Raw genomic sequence first — 4035 nt, forward strand, 5'->3', positions numbered from 1 at the left:
GAAGACAAAGCCAAGAAAATCCAAGACTTGCAAAAACAAGGTAAACGAGTTGCCATGGTGGGAGATGGAGTAAACGATGCTCCTGCTCTAACTACAGCTGATGTCAGTATTGCTATCGGTGCTGGAACTGACGTCGCTGTCGAAGCCGGTGATGTAGTGCTGGTCCGTTCTGATCCACGTGATATTCCCCGAATTATAAAACTTAGTAAAGCGACCTACCAGAAGATGATTCAAAATCTCTGGTGGGCAGCCGGTTATAATATTATCGCTCTCCCTCTTGCAGCAGGAGCTTTAGCCTGGGCAGGCATTATCCTGGCTCCAGCGGTTGGTGCAGTCCTTATGTCAGCGAGTACGGTCATTGTTTCTATTAACGCCCAACTTTTACGACGCGTTCAGCTTTAATATATTTACCCTCATTCATTCCACACAGAATCTAGAAAAAAGAATCTCGGTGTTTATCCATAATGGAATAATACCAATTGAATTTATGTTTTATATTATTAAAATATAATTACTAATGTTTAAATTCAGTCACGCACTAATGAGGAGAAATAATTCACGTTCGCAGTCCTCTCAGCAAAGGAACATTAAGCATAAAAGACTGAAAATCTGAAATATTAGGAAAAATTAAACTAAGTGGCTCTTTAATCATAATAATTAAAATTTATTTACATTGAAAAGAAAGAGGGTGAAAACAATGCGGAATTCAATTCTGTTGTTTTTACTCATATTTAGCTTTTTTGGGTTTATTCCTCAAGAAGTTTTTGCAAATGAGATTAGTAGTCCTGGCTGGGGCTGGTCGCACATGATGCCCTGGGGTTGGATGAATTGGGGGTGGGGTGGTATGATTGGAATAGGACTAATAGGTTTGATCGTGGTCCTAGCCCTTATTTATCTGGTATTTCAGAATACTCGTTTTTCGTCTGATTCTGGTCGGAGAACAAGTGATGATAGACCCTTGGAGATTCTTCAAAAACGCTATGCCAAGGGAGAATTGTCGCGTGATGAATACCAGAAGATGAAAGAGGACTTGAAAGAGTAAATAAAAACCTGACTCCTTACTGGGAGTCAGGTTTTTATTTACAAGATAAACTTTATTGTTTCTAGTCAAAACCAATTAGATTATAAGTTTGTCAGCTGCAAAGAATAATTTAATAGCTGAGTGCCAGACAATGATGATATTTTATTATTTTTTACGTGGTTGGTTTTTTTTAGTGTTTTTTTTCATTATCCATTTTTGCTTTTTCCTCCAATTTTCATATTAAAATAAATACTGAAATACATTAATATGAAAATTTTTTTAATGAATATGCCCTATCTTTCTGGTAAAATTTACTTTAGCAATTAAACAATCACCAAAAAGAGAGAGGTGTCTTTTTGACTATCTTGAAAAACCTATCTATGGGCATGATAAATCAAACCCCTACAAAAGGTTTTCACCCTCATCCTGACCTTCTCCCATCAAGCGAGAAGAAACCCAAGAAGTCGCCCCTTCTGCCCCTCACCCCCTCGTCGTCTTTCGCCAATACTTCCCTTTCTTCCCCTATACCATAAACCAGCATCTGAGAAAAGGAATTTTCTATTGTTAAGCTATTGAGTTAAAATAATGAAAGGGAAGATCCCTAAACAAGAAAACAATTTTCAGTATAGTTTTTTTATGGTGTTTTTTCGATAAAGACAATTTTTCCATAGAGAATAATTAAGGCACTTTCGTACCACTGTTTACTATAGTCAATTTTGAAGAGTAAGGAGGAATCCAATGAGTAGAAGAAAAATTTTACTCACTGGTTTTTTGGTTGTGGCATCGGTAATAAATTTATTTATGATTCCTACAGGCTTTGCTCAACCAAAATTTACCTTAAATTCTGATATATACCTTGCTATTCCTCAATCACACTCGGTAAATATATCGATTGATCGTGGGCAGGATTCTACTTATTTCATTGATGATCCAATCATAATTCGCTATGGAGCAACAAAAACAGGTTATATTAATATTTTTGATTACACTCCCGGTGGAAGTGTTTTATTATTAGTGAGAAACCAGGAAATCATTGCTGGTTCAAATTTAATATTAAATAGCAAAGTAAAAGGGCCAACGGGTATTGATCGATTGATAATCCTTTTCACTCCAAAACCAGTTGGGGAAAATGAATTAAAAATATTCATCGAATCACCTCACCAGAGTAACCGGTATTTTCCGCTTTCAGCCGTAAACCGTATCCATTTCAAGGTTGCCGATCGGAATCCACGAGCTCCAAATATAACTCTTGAACCTTCTCAATTTATCATTGAGCCAGGTTCTTGTTATTCCATAACCGCCCAACTCAACTATCACAACGGCCAACCAGTTCAAAATAGTCCCGTAGATTGGTCAACCGACTATGGAACGTTGAATACCAAATCTAATCTAACAGATAATAACGGTAAAGCTACAGTCACTTACCAAGCTCCCGAATCAAACCAAATAAAAACCGCTGTCATAACTGCATTTTCACCTGGACATGCTGGAATACCCCCCATAAGTGTCAAAGCTGTGGTGAATATTGTATGTCGGACTCATTCAACTGAAATCATCGTTTGTCCTTCGAGTTTTTCAACTCAATCTGGTGATAAAATTCAATTTACCGCAACCTTACAAGACATCAGTGGTAATCCAATCTGTGACAGGACTCTTTATTGGTCCTCAAATGTCGGTGATTTGAACGAATCATCAGCAATAACCAATCTCTCTGGACAAGTTACGTTTTCTTTTTACACTCCTGAAGTTAATGAAGGAACTTCTGTTAATTTAACGGTAGAATTTCGGGGGGCAGAAGGCCTATGCCCATCAAAAATTACCCTTTTAGGAAATATAAAACCGGTTTCCTCAACCAATCCTTAAGCTTTTTTAACCAAAGAGAGATAAATATTAATGGTTGAACTGAAGAGATTGCCAGGTCGCTAAGTTCCTCGTCAAGACGGTTTTAGGTTCTTTCTCTGTTGACGGGAGAAGGTGAAAATAAGGGTGATTATATCTTCTCACCACTCGCTTCTCATTCTATTTTCGTGTTTGAATAACCAAATAAATTCTTAACCTACATTTTTTCCATTTCTTTTAGGCCTTATTCCTCATATACGATTTCAAAAAATAGTCTCTTAGGAACAAAAAATGGGAATTCTTTCCTATAGAAATATTATCTCATTTAGTTAATCTATATAATAAGGAGGGGGGAAGGGCAATGAAATTAGAAAATAAGGTTTTTAAAACTAAAGGGGAAGCCTTGTCAAATGCTATTGCAATGAATCTCATTGATTTTGAAGTGATTACAGATAGAGATAATACCGGGAAGATAGTTTATCGTATTGATCTTATTCAAAATGATTTCTCTATCAATAGCTATAACTTTGAATATTTATAAATCAATTTTCGTAATCAATTTAAGAGATTTTTCATCCTTCGGTAAATTCATTCAGTCCTTAAGAACTGAGTTTTGCTATCTCTTCAAATTATTAGCCAAACTGAGACTTAAGGCCAGCAAACTTACTTAAGGTTTCATTGCTGATAATAAGTCTGATATCTAAGAGTATTTTTCTTGAAATTACATTAAATAAATTTATCAAAAAGAGCTATTCTAACCAATATTTTTATCACTATTACTTTCTTATTCCTTATTTTCTTAATAAATTACCCCAATAATTTCCTAAAAGAAATTTATTTTGGGGCACCTCAAGGTATTTTTACCACAATTAAAACATCCATACCCTTTATCCTATTCTGATAATTCGACTGTGGCCATGATAAATCAAGCCCTACAAAGTATTTTCACCCTTATTTCAACCATCTTCCATTTTTCTTTTTTTTCTCACCATGTGGGAGAGGCGCAAGTGAGGGGGCAACAATTTTAATCTCATCTGATGCTACTTAGTAGTATGAGCTTCCATAATATAAATACATGAATGGTTGAAAGTAATCAAACAGAAAAATGAGAAAGAATGAATTCAACAATTCCCCTCCTTGGAGGGGTGCCGCTTTGCGGCGGGGAGGGTGCCTTT

4 protein-coding genes are annotated in these 4035 nt (G+C 35.9%); all 4 read left to right on the top strand.

Going from position 1 to position 4035, the window contains the following annotated elements:
* The coding region (locus PLK24_RS09190) for an HAD-IC family P-type ATPase (protein ID WP_324478428.1) at window positions 1–402 on the top strand (402 nt) is incomplete at its 5' end.
* 295 nt (window positions 403–697) lie between these two features.
* Window positions 698–1042, top strand: coding sequence for an SHOCT domain-containing protein (locus tag PLK24_RS09195; protein ID WP_324478430.1), 345 nt, complete (start codon window positions 698–700; stop codon window positions 1040–1042).
* Window positions 1043–1759: 717 nt separating this feature from the next.
* Window positions 1760–2884: an Ig-like domain-containing protein gene (locus PLK24_RS09200; protein WP_324478432.1), complete on the top strand. Its 1125-nt coding sequence runs from the start codon at window positions 1760–1762 to the stop codon at window positions 2882–2884.
* A gap of 337 nt (window positions 2885–3221) precedes the next feature.
* Window positions 3222–3401, top strand: a complete 180-nt coding sequence (locus tag PLK24_RS09205) for a hypothetical protein (RefSeq protein WP_324478434.1) — start codon at window positions 3222–3224, stop codon at window positions 3399–3401.
* Window positions 3402–4035: the final 634 nt, after the last annotated feature.

This window comes from Atribacter sp., assembly GCF_035418125.1.
Lineage (GTDB): Bacteria > Atribacterota > Atribacteria > Atribacterales > Atribacteraceae > Atribacter > Atribacter allofermentans.

Excerpts from the sequence above, each read along its gene's own strand:
- PLK24_RS09205 (WP_324478434.1), top strand. The coding sequence starts at position 3,222 with ATGAAATTAGAAAATAAGGTTTTTAAAACTAAAGGGGAAGCCTTGTCA.
- PLK24_RS09200 (WP_324478432.1), top strand. The coding sequence starts at position 1,760 with ATGAGTAGAAGAAAAATTTTACTCACTGGTTTTTTGGTTGTGGCATCG.
- PLK24_RS09195 (WP_324478430.1), top strand. The coding sequence starts at position 698 with ATGCGGAATTCAATTCTGTTGTTTTTACTCATATTTAGCTTTTTTGGG.